This window comes from Yinghuangia sp. YIM S10712, from assembly GCF_051388935.1.
In the GTDB taxonomy this organism is placed as follows: Bacteria; Actinomycetota; Actinomycetes; order Streptomycetales; family Streptomycetaceae; genus Yinghuangia.
The window spans coordinates 24,366-43,666 of sequence record NZ_JBPKBI010000001.1 but is presented as its reverse complement, the minus strand read 5'-3'; the positions used below and the strand labels follow the sequence as shown (position 1 = coordinate 43,666).

Sequence of the window (19,301 nt, the reverse complement as noted above, 5' to 3'; positions counted from 1 at the left end):
AGGAGTGCCTGCGAAGATCCCGGCAAACCGCCGCGAGAGCCCGGCCCGTCGCCGCGTCCTCGACACGGCCACGACGCTCTTCTACGCGGAGGGCGTGCACGCCGTGGGCATCGACCGCATCATCGCCGAGGCCGGCGTCGCGAAGGCGACCTTCTACCACCACTTCCCGGCCAAGGACGACCTCGTCCACGCGTACCTCGCCGAGCAGTACGCCATCCAACGCCAGGCCGTCGAAGAGCTCCGCGCGACCTCGGCAGACCTGTCCCCACGCGACCTGCTCGTCCGCATCTTCACGGGCATGGTCGACATCGGCGGCCGACAAGGCTTCCGCGGCTGCGCGTTCATCAACGCCGCCGCCGAATTCCCGGACGCCGCCCACCCGGTACGGGACGCGGTCGCACAACATCGCACGTGGTTCCGCGCTCTGCTGACCGACCTGCTCGCCGCCGCCGGTGACCCCCGCCCGCGCCAGACCGCAGGCATCCTCATGCTCTTCCGCGACGGCCTGGCCGTGGGCTGCTACCTCGATGACCCCGCCGACATCCGCACCACCGTCGAGGACGCCCTGCGACGCGTCCTGCCCCGAGCCGCGGACTGACGGTTCAGCCGACCGTCGGCCCCGACGCGAAGGCCCGCGCGACCGCGAGGCTGTCCTCGTAGACGTGGTGCCGGGTGATCAGCCCGTTCTCCACCGTCAGATGCAGCGCGAACCTCGCGCGGTACGCCCTGCCGGTCGATCGGGCGGTCTGCCGGATCTCACCGGTGACGACGGCGTGTTCGCCGTCGACCAGGATGCGTTCGACCTCGGTGGCCGCCGCCTCGGGCACGTGATGCTCACCGATCTGCCGAAAATGCTCAGCCGCGTCCGCCCGCGTCGAGCGGTGGCGAATCCACGGCGTTTCCGCACGCCCGTGCTCGGCTTCGGGCCAGTCCAGCCGCCAGTCGGCCGCGTCGTCGTACAACTCGGCCACGGCATCGGCATCTCCGGCACCGATACGACGAAGCAGTTCGGTCACCACGGAACGAGTCGACGCGGCGCTGTTGTCCCAACTCATGGCTCATGTCTCCAGACGACGATGCGGACCAACCGACCACCCGGCCGGTACGACGTGCCGAACCTACGGACACGGCCCCCACCCCCGAATCAGTCACGCATCAGTCGCCGCCGCGACACGGAGCCTCACGACCCCGCCCCCAGCCAGGCCCGCCCCGACAACGAAAAATGCCCCTCCCCGAGACTTCCGTCTCCGGTGAGGGGCACCTTTACTTGGTGCAACTCGCGGTGCGCGAGGGGGGAGTTGAACCCCCACGCCCTTTCGGGCACTGGAACCTGAATCCAGCGCGTCTGCCTATTCCGCCACCCGCGCGAGCAACGAGTGAAGATTAGCACGGATGCCGGGAGCGACTCGAATCCTTACCCGCCGACGGCCCCCGGCACTCGCGAAGCGCGCGACCGGCTGACGCCAAACCAGGCGGAAGGGCGCACACCGTACGCGACCCCTTCTTCTTTGCCCTGCCCCATCCCCGCCGCCCCCGCGTCTCCGGCATGCTTGACCTGCGCCGCCCGGATAGGTCGGTGTGCCGACGGGGTAGACGCACGTGGTCACATCACAAACGACGACAAGCGAGCCAGGAACGAGGGGGCCGGGGGTGGAGGGATCCTTGTGAGGGCCGACACTCCCTACAGTGACCATGACGGGGAACCATGGCCGTTTCCCGAGCGTGGATACGATCAGTGAGCAGACTGTGGGACCCGCCTGGACCGGCACACGCCCGGTCCGGGACGCCCGTGCCCCGCGCGGCGACGGCGACGCTTGAAGGAAGGAGGTGCCCGTGGGTGTCCTGAAGAAGTTCGAACAACGACTTGAGGGCATGGTCAACGGCGCCTTCGCCAAGGCTTTCAAGTCGGATGTCCAGCCGGTCGAGATCGCCAGCGCGCTCAAGCGCGAGTGCGACAGCAACGCGACCATCTGGAACCGGGACCGCACGATGGTCCCCAACGACTTCGTCGTCGAGCTCGGCTCACACGACTACGAGCGCCTGAGCCCGTACGCGCAGCAGCTCGGCGCCGAGCTGTCCACCATGGTGCGCGACTACGCCCAGCAGCAGCGCTACTCCTTCATCGGGCCCGTCGAAGTCCACTTCGAGCAGGCCGACGACCTCGACACCGGCCTCTACCGGGTCCGCAGCCAAGCCCTCGCCGGCAGCCAGTCGCAGGGCGCCCCCGGCTACGGCCCGCCCGCCGGAGCGGCGGTCGCCGCCGGCGGATCGCCGCCGTACGGCGCCGATCCGCGCTACGCTCCCCCGGGGCCTCACGGCGGACCGCCGCAGGGCCCCGCACCGCACTTCCAGCAGCCTCCGCCCTCCTACCAGCAAGGCGGCATGCCTCCGAGCGTTCCCATGGGCGGCCCACCCGGCGGCCTTCCGCCACGGCCGCCGAGCCCGCCCCCGGGTCCGGCTCCGGCGCCGTATCGGGCGCCGGTGCTGCGCAGTTGGGTCGAGATCAACGGTTTGCGCCATGATCTGAACGCCCCGGCCGTCAAGTTGGGCCGGAGCACCGACGCGGACGTGCGGGTCGACGACCCGAGCGTCTCCCGGCACCACGCCGAGATCCGCGTCGGCCCACCGCCGTCGATCGCCGACCTGGGATCGACGAACGGCATCGTCGTGGACGGGCAGCACTGCCAGCGTGCCGCGCTCCGCGACGGATCGAGAATCGTCTTGGGCAGTACCACTGTCGTATTCCGTCAAACCGAGGGGTGACATCGGGCGCATGTCTGAGCTGACCCTCACCGTCATGCGGCTGGGTTTCCTCGCCGTGCTGTGGCTGTTCGTGATCGTCGCGGTCCAGGTGATCCGCAGCGACCTGTTCGGCACGCGCGTCACCCCCCGCCCGGCGCGTCGACGCGGTGCCGCGTCGGCCGCGGGCGCCGCCGCCGCGGTGTCTCCGCCGGCAGCCCAGCAGGCGCCTCCGCAACAGAGCCGTGGGCCGCGCCGCACCGGGCGCAACACCCCGTCGAAGCTCGTCATCACCGAGGGGTCGCTCACCGGCACCACGATGAATCTGACCGACCAGCAGATCACCATCGGCCGGGCCCACGACTCCGCCATCGTGCTCGACGACGACTACGCGTCGAGCCGGCACGCTCGCATCTACCCGGCTCCGGACGGCTCGTGGATCGTCGAGGACCTGGGGTCGACCAACGGGACCTACCTGGACCGCACGCGCTTGACCGGACCCACCCCCGTACCCCTCGGAGCGCCGATCCGCATCGGCAAGACCGTTATCGAGCTGCGCAGGTAGCCTGAATGAGCCTCTCTCTCCGCTTCGCCGCCGGATCACACAAAGGCATGATCCGCGAGGGCAACGAGGACTCCGGCTACGCCGGACCCCGATTGCTCGCGGTTGCCGACGGCATGGGTGGCGCTGCCGCGGGCGAAGTGGCCAGCTCCGAGGTCCTGTCCACGATCGTGGAGCTCGACGAGGATCTTCCCGGCGCCGACCTGCGCGAGGCGCTGCGGCACGCGGTGGACCGTGCCAACGACCGCCTGCGCGTGATGATCGAGGACGACCCCGGCCTGGAGGGCATGGGGACGACGCTGACGGCGCTGTTGTGGGCGGGCACCGGGCTCGGTCTCGTCCACGTCGGCGACTCGCGTGCGTACCTGTTGCGGGACGGCATCCTCGAACAGATCACCCAGGACCACACGTGGGTGCAGCGGCTCGTCGACGAAGGCCGCATCACCGAGGAAGAGGCCGGCCACCATCCGCAGCGCTCGCTCCTGATGCGCGCGCTGGACGGACGCGGCCAAGTGGAACCCGATCTGGCGGTGCGCGAGGCACGGGCCGGCGACCGCTACCTGGTGTGCAGCGACGGCCTGTCGGGCGTGGTCAGCCGCGAGACGATGCAGGACACCCTGCTGTCCCTGGTGGACCCGCGCGACGCCGTCCAGGAACTGATCCAGCTCGCCCTGCGCGGCGGCGGTCCCGACAACATCACGTGCATCGTCGCGGACATAGTCGACGTCGACCAGACCCCGTCCGACATCCCCATGGTGGTCGGCGCGGTCGCCGACGACCGGGCCGGCGACACCGCGACGCTGCCGAACACGCCGGCGTCCCGCGCCCACGAACTCACCGCGGGGGAGTACGAGAACGAGGCGCTGGTGCCGGAGGCCGGCCCGCCCAGCCGCCGGCGCCCGAAGCCCGCCTGGCGGCGCACGCTGCCGATCTGGGGACCCGCGGTCGTGGTACTCGCCGCACTCGGCGGCGCCTACTGGTGGACGCAGACGCAGTACTACGTCGCGCGGGACGGCGACCACGTGGCGATCTACCGCGGCATCGACACGGAGATCTTCGGCATCTCGCTGTCGAAGCCCTACAAGCATTACGACGCCGTCACCATGGGCCTGATCGGCGCCGAGTACCGCGACAGCCTGACGGAGCGTTACGACGCGTCGAGTCTTTCCGACGCGCGCAGCTACGTCGAGAAACTGCAACACCAGTCCGAGGTCTGCCGCCGGGTCATCTCCTGGAACCAGGAGCAGTCCAAGGCCGTCTCTGCCCAGGTACCGCAGACTCCCGCCCCGGGCCAGCCGCAGACCTCGCCGTCCCCGGGCACCGGCAACCCGGAGGGCACGAACGTGAGCACGGCCCCGACGGTGCAGGCGGCCCCGATGCGCACTGCCACACCGTCCACGACAGCTGCGGGCCGTGCCGACACGGACAGCGTCTCGCGGGCGACACCGCGGGCCCCGGTTCCGACCCGGACCACGCCCTCGGCCGACCCGACGAGCGACGCCACGACCAGCTCGACAGCCGGTCCCGCACAGCGCGGGACGAACCCGACGGCCGGCGCGTCCGGCCTCCCGGCGGCCCCCGACCCGAACGCCACGACGCAGGCGCCGCCCGCCTCAGCGCCCTCGACGCCGACGATCGACCTGGGTCCCGACCAGGAGCTGATCATCAAGTGCGACGTCCAGCCGATCGATCCCAGTTGAGGGGGAACGCCGTGAGCAACACGACGATCACCCCGCAGTCGGCTCCGAACCGTCGCAACACCGAGCTGATGATGCTCGGGTTCGCGGTGCTCGTGCCGGTGCTCGCGTACGCGAACGTCGGCCTGGCGGGGGACGGTTCCCTGCCGGCGGGGCTCGTCTCGTACGGGCTCGGGCTCGGGCTGATGGCGGGCATCGGGCACCTGGTGGTCCGCAAGTTCACACCGTACGCCGACCCGCTGCTGCTGCCGCTCGCGACGTTCCTGAACGGCATGGGGCTCGTCCTCATCTACCGTCTCGACCTGGACCTGAGCCGCAAGGCCGCGCCGACGCAGTTGCTCTACACCGCCGTCGGCGTCGCGTTGTTCGTCGGCGTCGTGGTCTTCCTGCGCGACCACCGCATCCTCCAGCGCTACACGTACATCGCCATGCTGGCGGCACTCGTGCTGCTGGTGTCGCCGATCCCGTTCCCGGGGGACACCTACGGCGCGAAGATCTGGATCCGCCTCGGGCCGTTCTCGATCCAGCCCGGCGAGTTCACCAAGATCGTGCTCACGGTGTTCTTCGCGGGCTACCTGATGGTCAAGCGCGACGCGCTCGCGCTGGCCAGCCGCAAGGTCATGGGCATGTACCTGCCGCGCGGCCGCGACATGGGCCCGATCCTCGTGGTCTGGCTGCTGAGCCTGATGATCCTGGTCTTCGAACGCGACCTGGGCACGTCGCTGCTGTTCTTCGGCGTCTTCGTGATCATGCTCTACATCGCGACGGAGCGGGTGAGCTGGCTGCTCTTCGGCGTCCTGATGGCGGGCGCCGGTGCTGCCGTGGTGGGTTCGCTGGAGCCGCACGTCAAGAGCCGCGTGGACTCCTGGCTCGACCCGCTGGCCATCTACGACCCGGAGAACCCCAAGGGCACATCCGACCAGCTCGCCCAGGCGTTGTTCGGCTACGGCGACGGCGGGCTGCTGGGCACCGGGCTGAACCAGGGCTTCCCGAACGAGATCGGCTTCGCCGCACGAAGCGACTTCATCCTCACCACCGTCGGCGAAGAGCTCGGACTCGCCGGGATGATGGCGATGTTCATGGTGTACGCGCTGCTCATCGAGCGCGGCCTGCGCACCGCCCTCGCCGCGCGCGACCCGTTCGGCAAGCTGCTCGCGGCGGGCCTCGCGGTGGTCATGGCGCTCCAGGTCTTCGTCGTCGCGGGCGGCGTGACCGGCCTGATCCCGCTGACCGGTATGACGATGCCCTTCCTCGCACAGGGCGGTTCGTCGGTCATCACCAACTGGATCCTGGTCGCCATACTCATCGTGATCAGCCACACCGCCCGGCGTCCCGCACCGACGGTGGCCGCGGGCGAGGTCTCGGCGACGCAGAACAGCCGCGGCGGGCGCCGCCGGCGCAACGACTTCACCGAGACGCCGCTCGACCTGGCGGACCAGGAGGAGCTGGCCGAGCCGACGCCGGTGCAGGGTTCACAGCTCGGCGACCTTTCCGGCAGCGGGAGTTCGTCGAGCCGGCCGCCGAACGCCCAAGCTTCTTCGGACCGTTCGCCGGCAGGGTCGGCTGACCGGGCGGAACCTGCGTCGCCCCCCGACGCGTTGACGGTGCCGGGCGGAGTGGCGGCGGTGGCGCCGCCACCACCGGCGACTCCACCGCCGCCACCGCCGAGCGTGGATCCGATGGGACCAAGGGGACACAGCCAGTGAGGAATTGGGATCGCGAGTGAACAAGCCACTGCGCAAGGTGNGGTGGCGCCCCCACCACCGGCGACTCCACCGCCGCCACCGCCGAGCGTGGATCCGATGGGACCAAGGGGACACAGCCAGTGAGGAATTGGGATCGCGAGTGAACAAGCCACTGCGCAAGGTGTCCGTCTTCTGCCTGATACTGGTCGCCGCTCTCATGCTGCGCTCCAACTGGATCCAGGTCGTCAAGGCCGACGAGTACGCCGACCACCCGCAGAACCAGCGCGCGGTGTTCGAGGAGTACTCGCACCCGCGCGGTGACTTCCTGGTCGACAACAAGCCCATCACCGGGTCGGAGAAGACCGACAGCAAGGAATACACGTACCAGCGCACGTACGTGAACGGCCCGATGTACGCGCCCGTCACCGGCTTCAAGTCGCAAACTTACGGCAGCAACCTGCTGGAGAACATCGAGGACGACATCCTCAGCGGCGAGGACGACCGGCTCTTCGTGCGCCGCGTGATCGACGTCATCACCGGCAAGGACCGCCGTGGCGGCAACGTCGAGCTGACCATCAACGCCGCGGCCCAAGAGGCCGCGTTCAAGGGCCTCAACGGCAAGACCGGCGCCGCAGTCGCCATCGACCCGGCCACCGGCAAGATCCTCACGATGGTCTCGACGCCGTCGTACGACCCCAGCGCGCTCGCGGTGAACGACACCGCCGAACGGGACGCAGCCTGGAAGTCGTTCAACGAGGACCCGGCCAAGCCGATGGACAACCGGGCGATCCGCTACACCTACGCGCCCGGGTCGACGTTCAAGCTCATCACCGCCGCCGCCGCGCTCTCCAGCGGCAAGTACAAGCCCGACGCGGCGACGAACTTCGAATCGCCGATGCGGTACGAGAACTCGGCGCAGTCGCTGACCGACCACCCCGGGGCGGCGAATTGTAGGGGCGCGACCCTGGAGAGGGCCCTGGAGATCTCCTGCAACACCGTCTTCGCGGGCGTCGCCACCGACCTCGGCGACGAGGCCATAAAGGCGCAGGCGGAGAAGTTCGGGTTCAACGACTTCGGAAAGTACGACTTCACCAAGGACGGCGCCGACACCAAGAACAACCTCGACGTCCCCACACGGGTCACGGCGAGCGTCTACCCGACCAACGAGGACGACGCCCAGACGATGCGCGCGGCCATCGGACAGCAGAGTGTCCAGGCCACGCCGCTCCAGATGGCCATGGTCGTCGCGGCGATCGCCAACAACGGCAAGGTGATGCAGCCGTCGCTGGTGAACGCCCTGCGCTCGCAGAGCCTCGACACGATCGAGAGCTTCCAGGAGAAGCAGATCGGGGAGGCGGTCAGCCCCGAGGTCGCCAAGCAGCTCCAGGACATGATGGTCGGCGTGGTCCAGGAGGGAAGCTGCCCGAGCGCCAAGATCAACGGCGTCAAGGTCGGGGGCAAGACCGGCACCGCCCAGCGCGGTCTGAACAACTCCAGCCCGCCGTATGCCTGGTTCGTCTCCTTCGCCGAAGTCGACGGCAAGAAGGTCGCCGTCGCCGTGGTGGTGGAGGACCCGGGTGCCGACGTCGAGCGCGACGACATCAGCGGCTGCGCCGCCGCCTCGCCGACCGCCGTCGGAATCATGAAGGCGGTGCTTGGCAAGTGAGACCGGACACATCGGGGCGGGCGGACTTGATCGACTTGATCAGTCTGTGACAAACGCGCGCGCCTCGACCCCGGTACCGTGTCCGAGGAGATTAAGGGCCGAGGACCGGTAAAAGGAAGGCTGGAAGCTATGGAAGAGCCGCGTCGCCTCGGCGACCGGTACGAGCTCGGAGCGGTCCTGGGCCGCGGCGGCATGGCCGAGGTCTACCTCGGCCGCGACATCCGTCTGGGTCGTGCCGTCGCGGTGAAGACGCTCCGTGCCGACCTTGCCCGCGACCCCTCGTTCCAGGCACGGTTCCGGCGCGAGGCCCAGTCCGCCGCCTCGTTGAACCACCCGGCGATCGTCGCGGTATACGACACGGGCGAGGACTACATCAACGGGATCTCCATCCCGTACATCGTGATGGAGTACGTCGACGGTTCCACGCTGCGTGAACTGCTGCACTCCGGCCGCCGCCTGCTGCCCGAACGCGCGATGGAAATGACCGCCGGCGTGCTCCAGGCACTGGAGTACTCGCACCGCAACGGCATCATCCACCGCGACATCAAGCCCGCGAACGTCATGCTGACGCGCCAGGGCACCGTCAAGGTGATGGACTTCGGCATCGCGCGCGCCATGTCCGACAACGGCATGACGATGACGCAGACGGCCGCGGTGATCGGCACCGCCCAGTACCTTTCTCCCGAGCAGGCCCGCGGCGAGACCGTCGACGCCCGCTCGGACCTCTACTCCACCGGCTGCCTGCTGTACGAACTCCTCACCGAGCGCCCGCCGTTCGTCGGCGATTCGCCGGTCGCGGTGGCGTACCAGCATGTGCGCGAGGACCCGCTGCCGCCGAGTACGTTCGATCCCGAGGTCTCGCCGACCATCGACGCGATCGTGCTGAAGTCGCTCGCGAAGAACCCCGACAACCGCTACCAGAGCGCCGACGAGATGCGGGCCGACCTGGAGCGCGCGCTGCACGGCGCGCCGGTGGCGGCCCCGGCGGTGATGGCGCCGATGGAAGCGGCCACCCAGTATCTCCCGGCGACGCCGGGCACGGCGACCCATGCCGCGTACTCCGCACCCCCCAACGCGCATCAGCAGCAGTACGACCTCGGCCCGGACGACGACTACGACGACGACCCGCCCAAGCAGCGCGGCTGGGCGTGGGCCCTGCTCGCGATCGCCTGCGTCGCGGTCCTGGTCGCGGCGTTTTTCGTGGGCAAGACGCTGCTGGGCGGCGGAGGCGCGGGCGACGAGAAGATGGTCCCGAGTCTGGTCGGCAAGACCGAGGCGGAAGCCCGGCAGCAGGCGGACGCGGTGGACCTGGAACTGCGCATCGATCCGGCGAAGCCGTGCAAGGACCAACCGCAGGGCAAGGTCTGCACCCAGAACCCGGCGGCGGAGACGAAGGTCGAGAAAGGCTCTGTCGTCACGGTGGTCCTCTCCAGCGGCCCCGAGCTTGCCACGGTGCCCTCGACGGTCGGCATGACCGAGGAGGCCGCCAAGGCGGCCGTTGAGCGGGCCGGCTTCGTCGCGAAGATCGACCGCAAGACAGACTACAAGTGCAACAAGGAGACCGTCTGCTCCAGCGAGCCGGCGGCGAACGCCCAGGCACCGCTCGGCAGCGAGGTCCTCCTCAAGATCAACAGCGGCAAGCCGTCGCACGAGATGCCCGATCTGGTCGGCAAGACCTACTCGTCGGCGGAGAAGACGCTGGAAGACCTGAACGTCAACGTCGACGTGGACCAGGAGTTCAGCGACAAGCCGACCGGCACGGTCATCGCCCAGAGCGTCAAGAAGGGCGACACGGTCACCGAGGGCAACACCGTCACCCTCACTGTCTCGAAGGGCGCGTCTCCGCCGCCGTCCCCGACCGCGCCCACGACTCCGCCGACGACCGTCCCGCCGACGAACGGCCAGCCCGGCACCACCCCGCCGACCACGCCGCAGAACACCGACGACAACAAGCCGGGCCAGGGCGGCGACCCCACGTTCCGGTTCCCGGACTTCCCCCAGCAGTAGGGACGTTGTCCAGGAGCATGCCGAAGGCACGGCGGAGGGCTCGTAACGGACCGGATCCGGTACGAGCCCTCCTTCGTCCGCGCCCGCCCGCTACCGCGCCAACGCGGCGGGCTTGAAGCCCGGACGCTTGGGATCCTCGGCGGTGAGCACGCCCCAATAGACCATGCGGTTCTTCGACGTGAACTCCGGGTCGCACGTCGTCAGCGTGATGAGCTTCTCGCCCGGCGGAAGCCCCAATTGCGGCGGCGCCGTGCTCAGCACCTCGCCGTGGCTCGGCTTGGTGATGTAGGGGCCCTTCACGACCTGGTAGGTGTACCAGGTGTCCCGGGTCTCGACGACCACGTGGTCGCCGACCCGCAGCCTGTCGAGGTTGCGGAACGGCTCGCCGTGGCCGTTGCGGTGACCCGCGAGCCCGAAGTTGCCGACCTGGCCGGGGCCCGTGTACGGCGCGTACGTGTAGTGGCCCACACCACTGGCGAGGGACTTGAGGCTGGTCCCCTCGACGATCGGCTTCTGGAAGTTCTTCCCGAGCCGGGGGATGTAGACGATCGCGATCGACTTGCCGCGCTGCGTACCGCCCTCGGTGGTCGTGCCGTCCCGCTCTCCGTCGCCCCCGACGTCGTCCGGCCCCTCGCTGCCGTCCAGATACGGCGGCCGGTTGCCACCCGCCGCGTCGGGGGAAGCGGTGTTCGGATCCGCGACCGTCGGGGCGGCGTCGTCGTCCGGGGCGTCCGCCCAGCTGTCGCGGAGGTCGTCCACGCGGGACTCCGCCGCGGCCCGGGACTCGATGTTGGTCCACCACAGTTGGTGGACGCAGAGCAGCAGTCCGACGAGGCCGAGGGTGAAGACGATCTCGGCAGTGCCCCGGATCAGTTTGCGCACGACGCCCATGGGGCGAAAGCTTTGCACAGACAAGCTCCGGGGTCAGGCCCCAAAGCACGACCAACCGCCGTTCTACGCCTGGTGATTGACGAGCCGTTACCTCTAGGTCAGCAAAGCGTCGGGCTTGCCCTCCGTGCGGGGACGCTCCTCACTCATCTCGCCCCACACGATGAGCCGGTACTGCGAGGAGCCGTCCGGCGTGCACGTGGTCAGCGTGATGTACCGGCCGGCCTTCTTGAAGGGGCCGTCCTTCGGAATCGGGTTGATCACCCCGATGTTCCGCGGCGACGTCTCGGGCAGTTGCGCCTTGACCGTGTACGTGTAGTACGTCGTCGCGGTCTCGACCACGATCGTGTCGCCGGCGTCGAGCTTGTTGATGTACCGGAACGGCTCACCGTGGGTGTTGCGGTGCCCGGCGACCGCAAAGTTGCCCTGCGCGTCCCACGGCATCGCGGTCTTCGGCTCCGTGTAGTGCCCGGTCAGCCCCCTGTCGAGGACCTTCTCCTTGTCGGTGCCCTGCGCGACGGGCACCTTGACGTTGAGCTTGGGGATGTACAGCAGCGCGAATCCCTTGCCGGGGGCGAACCCGTCCGGTTCGCGGGGGTCGCGGGTCGGCAGCGGTGCCTCGCCGCTCTGCGCCGCGTCCCACTGCTCCTGCAACTGGTTGGCCTTGCGGGCTGCGTTGCGGTCGCCGATGACGTTGGTCCACCACTTCGTGTAGACCACGAAGAGCACCATGACCAGGCCCAGGGTCATGGCGAGTTCGCCTATGCCGGTCGCCACGCCGGTGAGGACGCGCGAGCGCGTCGACGGCCGTGCGGCTTTGCGCCGCGCCGCGCGGCCCGCACCCGCCGGAAGTTCGGCCACCGCGGCGCGCGTTCCGGAGCCGGACCCCGGTCCCGCCGCGCGGCGGCGCCCGGTGCGCTGCTCCTCCTGGAGCGCGCGGCGACGGGCCGCGCGACCTCCGGCGGGTCCCGACGCTCCGGCGGGTCCCGACGCTCCGGCGGCCGACCGCGCGGGCCGGGGTGGGGTGACCACGGTGAGTTCCGCGGTGCGGTCGCGGAAATCCGGATCGAGCTCGGGCGGCGGGGCGAGGGGAGGACCGACGGGTGGCGGCGACGACGCGTACGACACGGGCCCCGGCTCGGCGGGGAGCGGCGCCGCGTACGGCTCGACGGCTGTCCGCACCGACGGCAGCAGGACGGTCTCCGCCCCATCGGACACGGCCGGCGCGGCAGGACCGACCGACGACTCGGGGTCCCCCGAGTGCCGTCCCGCGGCCCGGCGTCGGCGGCCGGTCCCGGCACCGCTTCCCGGCGTCTCGTCGACGCCGCGCGCTATGTCGCCATTCCCGAGCGGCCCACCACCGGCGCCAGGCCCCCCGCGCGCCCGACGGCGTCCGGATCCCCGCACACCGTCAGCCAGTTCGCCAGCATCCGGTGACCGTCCTGGGTCAGCACCGACTCCGGGTGGAACTGCACGCCTTCGACCGGAAGATCGCGATGGCGCAGACCCATGATCACGCCGCTCTCGGTCCATCCGGTCACCTCCAATTCCGCCGGCACCGTGTCCGGGCCCACCGCGAGCGAGTGATAGCGCGTCGCGGTGAACGGCGACGGCAGCCCGGAGAAGACGCCCGAGCCCTCGTGCTCGACCAAACTTGTCTTGCCGTGCAGCAGTTCCGGCGCCCGGGCCACCGTAGCGCCGTACGCCACGGCGATGGACTGCATCCCCAGGCAGACGCCGAACACCGGAACGCGCCCGGCGCCGTGCCTGACCATATCGACGCACACGCCCGCTTCCTCCGGCGTGCCAGGGCCCGGGGAGAGCAGCACGCCGTCGTAGCCGAGCGCCTCGTCGACGGTCACGGCGTCATTGCGCCGGACCTCGCACGTCGCACCCAACTGGTACAGGTACTGGACGAGGTTGAAGACAAAGCTGTCGTAGTTGTCGACGACAAGAATGCGCGCGGTCATCCCGGCAACCCTTCGGACGGCTGGACATCTTGGACATTGCCCGAGTCCACGGTCACATCGCCGAACGGCAGCATGGGCTCCGCCCACGGAAAGATCCAGTTGAACAGCGCGTAGATGATCGCCATGATCAGAACGAGCGAAATGGCGATGCGCACCCACACGTTGCCCGGCAGATGACGCCAGATCCAGGCGTACATCAGGAGTCTCCCTTCAACGCCTCGGGCTCACCGGCGGACAACGGCTGGACCGATTCGAGGTGCCCCCACGCGATCAGCCGGTGGGAACTTCCCCATTCCGGATCGCAGGTGGTGAGCGTGAGGTACTTCCCGGGCCGGTCGTAGGCCTTGACCGGAACCGTCGCCAGCACGCCGGTGTCCTCCGGCAGAGTCTTGTGGACCGCCTTGTTCGACGTGCCGTTGACGAGCGGCTTGTCCAGCGAGTAGACGTACCAGTTCACCGTGTCGTTGACGACCACCTTGTCCCCCACGCGCAGCTTGGGGAAGTCGATCATCGGGTCGCCGTACGTCTTGCGGTGCCCCGCGAGCGCGAAGTTGCCGTCCTGGCCCGCCTGCGCGGCCCCCTCGTACCAGCCGAGGCCCTTCTTCAACGTGTCCGTGTCGGTGCCGGCCAGCACGGTCCACTTCCAGTCGTCGCCGAAGCGCGGGATGTAAATGACCGCGAAGCTTTCGCCCTTCTTGTACTCCGGCAGCGGGGGCGGTTCCGGAGCGGCGGGCGGGCTTCCCGGGTTCGCTGCGGGCACCGCGGCCGGCGGGGCGGCGGCGAGATTCTGCTTCATCCGCTCGTTGAGCTTGTCCAACTCGTCCGCGCGCGCCTCGCGGGCCAACACCCCGGTCCAGTAGAGCTGGTACACAACAAAGAGCAGGATGACGAAGCCGAGTGTGATGAACACCTCACCCAGCCCGCGAAGCGCGGTTCGCACGGTCTCCCGTTCCTCTCTTGTCGGTGTCCGTCGACCGGCGCGGCGGCCCGTGCCCGGGACGCGCGCGGTGACTCAGGAGACTTTCGCATACCTGAGGTCCAGGGACCCGGTGTACCCCGGCAGATCCACCTGTCGGTGGTCCTCGGCCTTGTAGCCGAGACCGTACGCCTCGACGTAGGTGCGGTAGGTGTACACGGCCTCGCTGCTGTCCAGCGCCCGCCGCAACGCGTCGGCGTCACCGACCGCGGAGATGACGTACGGAGGCGAGTAGACGCGTCCGTGCAGGATGAGCGTGTTGCCGACGCAGCGCACCGCACTGGTCGCGACGAGCCGCTGGTCCATGATCCGGACGCCCTGCGCGCCGCCTGCCCACAGGGCGTTGACCACGCCCTGGATGTCCTGTTGGTGCACCACGAGGTCGTCGGGCGTCGGCGGCGGTGCGTCGCCGCGCGGGGTGGCGTCCGAGGGAGCGTCGGTCAGCGTCACCGTCACCCCGGGACCGCTGAGCGGAGCGAGTCCCGCAGGCTCGACGAGCGCGTCGACGCGGGCCTGCGCCGCCGGGTCGTTGACCTGAGACCGCGTCAGTTCGTCGACGTCTTCGCGGAGTTCGGTCACCTCGCGCTCGATCTCAACGTTGTGCTCGCCCTGTTGGCGGACCCAGTCGCGGTATTCGAGCGCCTGGCTGTCGTTGCGCAGGTTGGTGCCGTGCGAGGTGTTCGCGCTGATCCAGCACAGCAGCCCGGCAAGGCCGAACACCAGGAGGGACAAAGCCCGGGGTACGATCGCACGCCGACCGGTTCCGGACCGGTCGGCACCGTCCGCGCGGGAACCAGGCAGCCTCACACCGGGCATACGCACGTTGTCGTACCCTCCATCCGGACCTGACAGCGACTACGCTAACCGACACGCCGCAGGTCGTGTCGCGTCCCAGACTCCCCGCCGACGGCAGGGGCACCGCATATCGGTACGCGCGGCGCCCCGGAAGCCGGAAGGCCCAGGGCAGCATCGACAGGAGAGACTCTCGTGCCGAAGTCCCGGATTCGCAAGAAGTCCGACTTTACGCCGCCGCCGGAGAAGAAGACGGCCATAAAGCTGGACACCCGGCGCTGGATCGCCCCGCTCATGCTGGGGTTGTTCCTGGTCGGCCTGCTGTGGATCGTCGTCTACTACGTGACCAACGGGGACTTCCCGGTCGAGTCGATGGGCAACTGGAACATCGTCGTCGGCTTCGGCTTCATCGCTGCGGGCTTCGGCGTCTCGACGCAGTGGAAGTAAGCGGAGACAGCCGAGAGCAAGCGGGAGCCCAGTCGGCACCGCTGTGTCCACAGAGTTATCCACAGGGTTATCCACGATGGGGATAACCAGACAGGACCTGTGGATAACTTGGAGCGAATGACCGCACGAGCGGCTTCCGAAGTGCTCCGGACGAACAGATCGTCACACTGGGTCATCGACAACTCCCCCAGTGTAGCCGATCACGCGAGCTGCGCTGTCCGAAACAAGACGATCCCCACGAGGATCACCACGATGACCGCCAACGCCGTCACCTGAATCACCAGTCTGTGGACGCGCGGAGCGTGCACCAGGCACGCCGCCGTGATGGCCCCCACCACCAGACCGCCCACATGGGCCCGCCAGTCGATGCGGTCCACGTTGAGGAACGTGATCACCAGGTTGATCACCAGCAGCGCGATCAGCGGGCGCAGGTCGGCGTTGAGCCGGTGCCCCACCACGATCGAGGCGCCGAACAGCCCGAAGACCGCCCCCGAGGCCCCGAGCGAGCCGGCGTTCTCCGCAGCCAGCAGATACGACGTGGCGCACCCGCCGAACCCCGACACCAGATACAGCGCGAGGAACCTCGTACGTCCCAACGCGGCTTCGAGCGGCGGGCCGAGCATCCACAGCCCGAACATGTTGAAGACGATGTGCCACGCCTCCTGGTGCAGGAACGCGGCGGTGAACAGGCGATACCACTCGCCCTCGACGACACCGGCCGGCTCGCCGCGCACGAGCGCGTGCCCGATCAGCATCAGGCGGTCCACCACGGTGTCGCCCACGGCCAGCACCAGCAGCCACACGACCACATTGAGGCCGATCAGCGTCTTGGTGACCACCGCGCCACCCGCGAAGCCGCCCCCGGTGGCGGCCGGGCGAACCCGCCCGCCGGCCACCGTCCGCGCCTCGCGGACCGTACGGACGCCTTCCCGCACACAGTCCGGGCACTGGAAGCCCACCGATGCGCTCACCATGCAGTCCGAGCACACCGGTCGCTCGCACCGCACGCACTTGATGTGCGTCTCGCGGTCCGGGTGCCGGTAGCAAACCGGCGCGCGCGGCTCCTGGCCGCGGTCGGTCGCGCCGGTGCCGTCCATGGGATTCAACGCGGTGTCAGCGCCTCTCGACGATGATCTCGGCGATCACGACGTCCTCGACCGGCCGGTTCTCGTCGTCGGTCGGCACCGCGGCGATCGCATCGACGACCTTCTTCCCGGCGTCGTCGGCGACCTCGCCGAAGATCGTGTGCTTGCGGTTCAGATGCGGAGTCGGCCGGACCGTGATGAAGAACTGAGAACCGTTCGTGCCGCGGCCCATGCGCTTCCCGGCATTGGCCATCGCCAGGAGATAAGGCTTGTCGAACTGGAGGTCCGGGTGGATCTCGTCGTCGAACTCATAGCCCGGCCCCCCGGTGCCGGTGCCCGTCGGGTCGCCGCCCTGGATCATGAAATTGCCGATGACGCGGTGGAAGACCACACCGTTGTACAGCGGCCCGACCCCCGGCTGCCCCGTCCGCGGATCCGTCCACTCGCGCGAACCGTCCGCCAGCCCCACGAAACTTTTGACCGTCTTCGGCGCGTGGTTCGGCAGCAGCCGGACAGTGATGTCCCCGTGGTTGGTCTTGATGGTGGCGTAGAGCTGTTCGGCCACGAGGGAAACCTTCCGTGAGGTCGCGACGGCCCGCCGCGGAAACCGGCGGTTCCCGGAAATCCTCGCACGTCGGCGCCTCCGCCGTGCACGGGCGGGGAAGATCCGCGCGACCCGTCCCGAAGCCGCACTCACACTCCCGCCACACCCGACCAACGGGATATGAGATGACAATCCAGGCATGATCCTTCCCACCTCGGGAACACGTAGCGGATGTACCCGCCGAGGAGGAGGCAGTCGTGACCCGCTGGGATCAGGCACGCGACGCTCGCGACCGGACCATGGTCCTGGTCGTGCCACGCGCCGCGCAGGCACGGAACGCGGCGGTGCATTACGCCGCCGACGCCCGCGATTGGGCCGCGCCGCGACTGGAGTACGGCATGGCGACCGCACGGCGGCGGGCCCGCGCCACCGCGCGCGAACGCCTCGTGCCCGCGCTCGGAAACGCGCGGTACAGGATGGAGGCGTTCGGCCGCGACACCGTCGCCCCCGCGGTCGGCCCCCGCGCGCAGCAGGCGATGGACGCCGCGAGGCACCGAATGCAGGACGATGTGGTGCCGCGTGTGAACATGGCCGCGACAGCCGCGCGCGAAGCCGGCGAGCCGGTGCTCCACGAGGCCCGCTCCCGCGCCGAGGCCGCCGCCATGGCGCTGCGCGGCGACGTCACCGCCGCCGAGATGGCCAAGCTCGTCGCCAGGAAGCGGAACCGCAAGCGCAACTCGATGATGGTTCTGCTCACCGGTCTGGCGATCGGCGCGACCGTGGGCTGGATGTGGTGGCAGCGCAAGGCGTCGCAGCCGGAGTGGAGGGCCGACGAAAGCACCGCGGTGCCGCCTTCGGCCACCGGCCCGGACGCCTACCGCAGCAACCCGAACGTCGACATGACGGTCACCGACCCGGGCTACGCCGCAGAAGGCGACACCGGCGACATGCACCCGGCGACGGGCCGCCAAGGCCGGGGCAAACAGGGCAGGCACCGCCACGACGAGTCGTGACATACCCCGTGAGGGTGGCCCGGCCCCACGAGGACCGGGCCACCCTCACGTATGCCTGGACTCGTGCCAGGACCGCCGCACATGCGAAAGGCGAAGCACTCGCGCTCGTCGCGCTCGTACTTCGCCTTGTGCGATACGTGGAGCCATGGGGACTCGAACCCCAGACATCTGCCTTGCAAAGGCGTTTTGGGCGTTGCCCCGACCTGGGGTAACGCCCTTTCGTACGCTCTGACCTGGGAAAAGGTCACTTCTCGTATCTCTCGGTATAGGCGGCTCTAGGTTCCTCATGTGTACGGGATCCGTACGCACGTCTCTGCCCAAGTGCGTTGCTACTTAGCACCACATGGTGTTACATAGAACCAAGCCATTCCGCAGAAGCGGAACAGCCCCGGCCGGTGTGCGACCACCGACCAGGGCCTTAGGCCGGAACCCTCTTATCCAGGGAGTCCAACCATGACCACCACGGTAAGGCCGCGTAACGCCGGCATACCCGCACTCACTCGCATCTCGGCCGAAAGCCTGTCGGTCACCGACCGGTTCACGCCCCCGATCGGCGAGTACGTCGCCCTCGACGGCATCCAGGTGTTCGCCTGCCCGGCCGCGGACATGCCGCAGCGCGCGCACGCGTTCTTGTGGGACGAAGCCGACACCGAAACCGCCATCGTCGTCGCCGACAACCTCGACCCCAAGGACGTCGAGGACGTCGTCTACGCGCTCGTCACCCGCTGGCACCGGGCCGAACCCGGCCAGTACCGCAGCGCCCAGTACGACGGCGTCTCCGCCCTCGCCGTCCGCAAGACCGAGGCGGGTGCCCGATGACCGCCACGACCCTCGACACCGCGCACGTCGTCAACGGCGACTGGCACGCAAAGGCCGAACTCATGTCCGGCGCGCTTGACTCCGGCGTGTTCGTTCTCGCGTACACCCACGCCCCGACCAAGCTGGTGCGGCTCGTCCTCAACGGCGACGACGAACCCGCCACGCTCGCCGTGGCCATGGTCGACATGATCGCCGACATCCTCGACCACGCCGGGCCGGACGCCGCGGACGTCGCCGCTCAGGCAGCCGCGCGCATCCTCGGCGACCACCTCGACGCCGTCGCGGACCACCTGCGGGGCATGGCCGTGACCGTCGTCGACGGGGCACGCCGGTAACCAACGGCACCACCTCGGGAGCCCCGGGCGCATTCGTGCCCGGGGCTCCGGACAGCAAGCGGCCCCAACCGGTGTG

Annotated in this window: 19 protein-coding genes, 1 tRNA gene and 1 pseudogene; 11 read left to right on the top strand and 10 right to left on the bottom strand. The window is 69.3% G+C overall.

The window, feature by feature from the left end; all coding sequences use genetic code 11:
* Positions 1-4 precede the first annotated feature (4 nt).
* Positions 5-598: a TetR/AcrR family transcriptional regulator gene (locus ACRX5W_RS00255; protein ID WP_436785810.1), complete on the top strand. Its 594-nt coding sequence runs from the start codon at positions 5-7 to the stop codon at positions 596-598.
* A gap of 4 nt (positions 599-602) precedes the next feature.
* On the opposite strand, the gene ACRX5W_RS00250 is transcribed toward ACRX5W_RS00255, so the two are convergent.
* Both ACRX5W_RS00250 and ACRX5W_RS00245 read right to left on the bottom strand, forming a co-directional pair.
* Positions 603-1,055 (bottom strand): nuclear transport factor 2 family protein, encoded by a 453-nt coding sequence (locus ACRX5W_RS00250; RefSeq protein WP_436785809.1) that lies wholly within the window; start codon positions 1,053-1,055, stop codon positions 603-605.
* Positions 1,056-1,283: 228 nt separating this feature from the next.
* Positions 1,284-1,367, bottom strand: a tRNA-Leu gene (locus ACRX5W_RS00245).
* A 466-nt stretch (positions 1,368-1,833) separates the two neighbouring features.
* On the opposite strand from ACRX5W_RS00245, the gene ACRX5W_RS00240 reads away from it, so the two are divergent.
* The 6 genes and pseudogenes from ACRX5W_RS00240 to pknB all read left to right on the top strand — a co-directional run bounded on the left by ACRX5W_RS00240 (position 1,834) and on the right by pknB (position 10,356).
* Positions 1,834-2,763 carry an FhaA domain-containing protein gene (locus ACRX5W_RS00240; RefSeq protein ID WP_436785808.1) on the top strand — a complete coding sequence of 310 codons (930 nt, stop codon included), beginning with the start codon at positions 1,834-1,836 and terminating at the stop codon, positions 2,761-2,763.
* A gap of 10 nt (positions 2,764-2,773) precedes the next feature.
* Positions 2,774-3,304, top strand: coding sequence for an FHA domain-containing protein FhaB/FipA (locus ACRX5W_RS00235; protein ID WP_436785807.1), 531 nt, complete (start codon positions 2,774-2,776; stop codon positions 3,302-3,304).
* A 5-nt stretch (positions 3,305-3,309) separates the two neighbouring features.
* Positions 3,310-5,001: a protein phosphatase 2C domain-containing protein gene (locus ACRX5W_RS00230; protein ID WP_436785806.1), complete on the top strand. Its 1,692-nt coding sequence runs from the start codon at positions 3,310-3,312 to the stop codon at positions 4,999-5,001.
* Positions 4,998-6,347, top strand: a pseudogene (locus ACRX5W_RS00225) (FtsW/RodA/SpoVE family cell cycle protein); the annotation flags it as partial. The gene ACRX5W_RS00230 and the pseudogene ACRX5W_RS00225, both read left to right, overlap by 4 nt.
* Positions 6,348-6,843: 496 nt before the next feature.
* On the top strand, positions 6,844-8,349 hold the full coding sequence (locus ACRX5W_RS00220; RefSeq protein WP_436785805.1) for a penicillin-binding transpeptidase domain-containing protein: 1,506 nt from the start codon (positions 6,844-6,846) through the stop codon (positions 8,347-8,349).
* Between the two features lie 129 nt (positions 8,350-8,478).
* Complete coding sequence (pknB, locus tag ACRX5W_RS00215) at positions 8,479-10,356, top strand: Stk1 family PASTA domain-containing Ser/Thr kinase (protein ID WP_436785804.1); 1,878 nt, start codon at positions 8,479-8,481, stop codon at positions 10,354-10,356.
* Between the two features lie 90 nt (positions 10,357-10,446).
* Here pknB and ACRX5W_RS00210 read toward each other — a convergent pair whose 3' ends face one another.
* The 6 genes from ACRX5W_RS00210 to ACRX5W_RS00185 all read right to left on the bottom strand — a co-directional run bounded on the left by ACRX5W_RS00210 (position 10,447) and on the right by ACRX5W_RS00185 (position 15,006).
* A complete protein-coding gene (locus tag ACRX5W_RS00210) occupies positions 10,447-11,247 on the bottom strand; it encodes a class E sortase (RefSeq protein WP_436785803.1) in 801 nt (266 codons plus the stop codon).
* Positions 11,248-11,340: 93 nt separating this feature from the next.
* A complete protein-coding gene (locus tag ACRX5W_RS00205) occupies positions 11,341-12,462 on the bottom strand; it encodes a class E sortase (RefSeq protein ID WP_436785802.1) in 1,122 nt (373 codons plus the stop codon).
* 113 nt (positions 12,463-12,575) lie between these two features.
* Complete coding sequence (locus ACRX5W_RS00200; RefSeq protein ID WP_436785801.1) at positions 12,576-13,214, bottom strand: aminodeoxychorismate/anthranilate synthase component II; 639 nt, start codon at positions 13,212-13,214, stop codon at positions 12,576-12,578.
* Positions 13,211-13,411 carry a hypothetical protein gene (locus ACRX5W_RS00195; RefSeq protein WP_436785800.1) on the bottom strand — a complete coding sequence of 67 codons (201 nt, stop codon included), beginning with the start codon at positions 13,409-13,411 and terminating at the stop codon, positions 13,211-13,213. Before ACRX5W_RS00195 ends, ACRX5W_RS00200 begins: the two co-directional genes overlap by 4 nt.
* Positions 13,411-14,154, bottom strand: a complete 744-nt coding sequence (locus ACRX5W_RS00190; protein WP_436785799.1) for a class E sortase — start codon at positions 14,152-14,154, stop codon at positions 13,411-13,413. The genes ACRX5W_RS00195 and ACRX5W_RS00190 overlap by 1 nt, the downstream gene beginning before the upstream one ends.
* Before the next feature lie 72 nt (positions 14,155-14,226).
* Positions 14,227-15,006, bottom strand: a complete 780-nt coding sequence (locus ACRX5W_RS00185) for a DUF881 domain-containing protein (RefSeq protein WP_436785798.1) — start codon at positions 15,004-15,006, stop codon at positions 14,227-14,229.
* Between the two features lie 171 nt (positions 15,007-15,177).
* Here ACRX5W_RS00185 and crgA point away from each other — a divergent pair, with 171 nt between their 5' ends.
* The gene (gene crgA, locus ACRX5W_RS00180; RefSeq protein WP_436785797.1) at positions 15,178-15,429 is read left to right on the top strand and encodes a cell division protein CrgA; all 252 of its coding nucleotides are present in this window, start codon (positions 15,178-15,180) and stop codon (positions 15,427-15,429) included.
* Positions 15,430-15,629: 200 nt separating this feature from the next.
* Here crgA and ACRX5W_RS00175 read toward each other — a convergent pair whose 3' ends face one another.
* Positions 15,630-16,526, bottom strand: a complete 897-nt coding sequence (locus tag ACRX5W_RS00175; RefSeq protein WP_436785796.1) for a rhomboid family intramembrane serine protease — start codon at positions 16,524-16,526, stop codon at positions 15,630-15,632.
* Positions 16,527-16,542: 16 nt separating this feature from the next.
* Complete coding sequence (locus ACRX5W_RS00170; protein ID WP_436785795.1) at positions 16,543-17,079, bottom strand: peptidylprolyl isomerase; 537 nt, start codon at positions 17,077-17,079, stop codon at positions 16,543-16,545.
* 236 nt (positions 17,080-17,315) lie between these two features.
* Between ACRX5W_RS00170 and ACRX5W_RS00165 the strand changes: the two genes are divergently transcribed.
* From ACRX5W_RS00165 to ACRX5W_RS00155, 3 genes are all read left to right on the top strand, one after another.
* On the top strand, positions 17,316-18,071 hold the full coding sequence (locus tag ACRX5W_RS00165; RefSeq protein WP_436785794.1) for a DUF5324 family protein: 756 nt from the start codon (positions 17,316-17,318) through the stop codon (positions 18,069-18,071).
* A gap of 453 nt (positions 18,072-18,524) precedes the next feature.
* A complete protein-coding gene (locus ACRX5W_RS00160; protein ID WP_436785793.1) occupies positions 18,525-18,890 on the top strand; it encodes a hypothetical protein in 366 nt (121 codons plus the stop codon).
* Positions 18,887-19,225 (top strand): hypothetical protein, encoded by a 339-nt coding sequence (locus ACRX5W_RS00155; RefSeq protein ID WP_436785792.1) that lies wholly within the window; start codon positions 18,887-18,889, stop codon positions 19,223-19,225. Before ACRX5W_RS00160 ends, ACRX5W_RS00155 begins: the two co-directional genes overlap by 4 nt.
* Positions 19,226-19,301 lie beyond the last annotated feature (76 nt).

Coding starts and splice junctions, on each gene's coding strand:
- ACRX5W_RS00250 (WP_436785809.1), bottom strand. CDS start 1,055: ATGAGTTGGGACAACAGCGCCGCGTCGACTCGTTCCGTGGTGACCGAA.
- ACRX5W_RS00235 (WP_436785807.1), top strand. CDS start 2,774: ATGTCTGAGCTGACCCTCACCGTCATGCGGCTGGGTTTCCTCGCCGTG.
- ACRX5W_RS00230 (WP_436785806.1), top strand. CDS start 3,310: ATGAGCCTCTCTCTCCGCTTCGCCGCCGGATCACACAAAGGCATGATC.
- pknB (WP_436785804.1), top strand. CDS start 8,479: ATGGAAGAGCCGCGTCGCCTCGGCGACCGGTACGAGCTCGGAGCGGTC.
- ACRX5W_RS00210 (WP_436785803.1), bottom strand. CDS start 11,247: ATGGGCGTCGTGCGCAAACTGATCCGGGGCACTGCCGAGATCGTCTTC.
- ACRX5W_RS00200 (WP_436785801.1), bottom strand. CDS start 13,214: ATGACCGCGCGCATTCTTGTCGTCGACAACTACGACAGCTTTGTCTTC.
- ACRX5W_RS00195 (WP_436785800.1), bottom strand. CDS start 13,411: ATGTACGCCTGGATCTGGCGTCATCTGCCGGGCAACGTGTGGGTGCGC.
- ACRX5W_RS00185 (WP_436785798.1), bottom strand. CDS start 15,006: ATGCCCGGTGTGAGGCTGCCTGGTTCCCGCGCGGACGGTGCCGACCGG.
- ACRX5W_RS00175 (WP_436785796.1), bottom strand. CDS start 16,526: ATGGACGGCACCGGCGCGACCGACCGCGGCCAGGAGCCGCGCGCGCCG.
- ACRX5W_RS00160 (WP_436785793.1), top strand. CDS start 18,525: ATGACCACCACGGTAAGGCCGCGTAACGCCGGCATACCCGCACTCACT.
- ACRX5W_RS00155 (WP_436785792.1), top strand. CDS start 18,887: ATGACCGCCACGACCCTCGACACCGCGCACGTCGTCAACGGCGACTGG.